Raw genomic sequence first — 213 nt, forward strand, 5'->3', positions numbered from 1 at the left:
CCGTTCCCATACCGAACACGGAAGTTAAGCTCTCTAGCGCCGATGGTAGTTGGGACCTTGTCCCTGTGAGAGTAGGACGTTGCCAGGCAAATGGAGGATTAGCTCAGCTGGGAGAGCACCTGCCTTACAAGCAGGGGGTCGGCGGTTCGATCCCGTCATCCTCCACCATTTAGCCGACTTAGCTCAATTGGTAGAGCAACTGACTTGTAATCA

The 213-nt window shown here is 54.0% G+C and carries 1 tRNA gene and 1 rRNA gene; both read left to right on the plus strand.

Annotation, left to right across the window (positions count from 1 at the left end):
- A 5S ribosomal RNA gene (gene rrf / locus MR169_RS28110) occupies positions 1-88 on the plus strand; the annotation flags it as partial.
- Between the two features lie 4 nt (positions 89-92).
- A tRNA-Val gene (locus MR169_RS28115) sits at positions 93-168 on the plus strand.
- The last annotated feature ends 45 nt before the right edge of the window (positions 169-213 follow it).

This window comes from Bacillus cereus group sp. BfR-BA-01349 (assembly GCF_022663795.1).
Taxonomy (GTDB): domain Bacteria; phylum Bacillota; class Bacilli; order Bacillales; family Bacillaceae_G; genus Bacillus_A; species Bacillus_A cereus.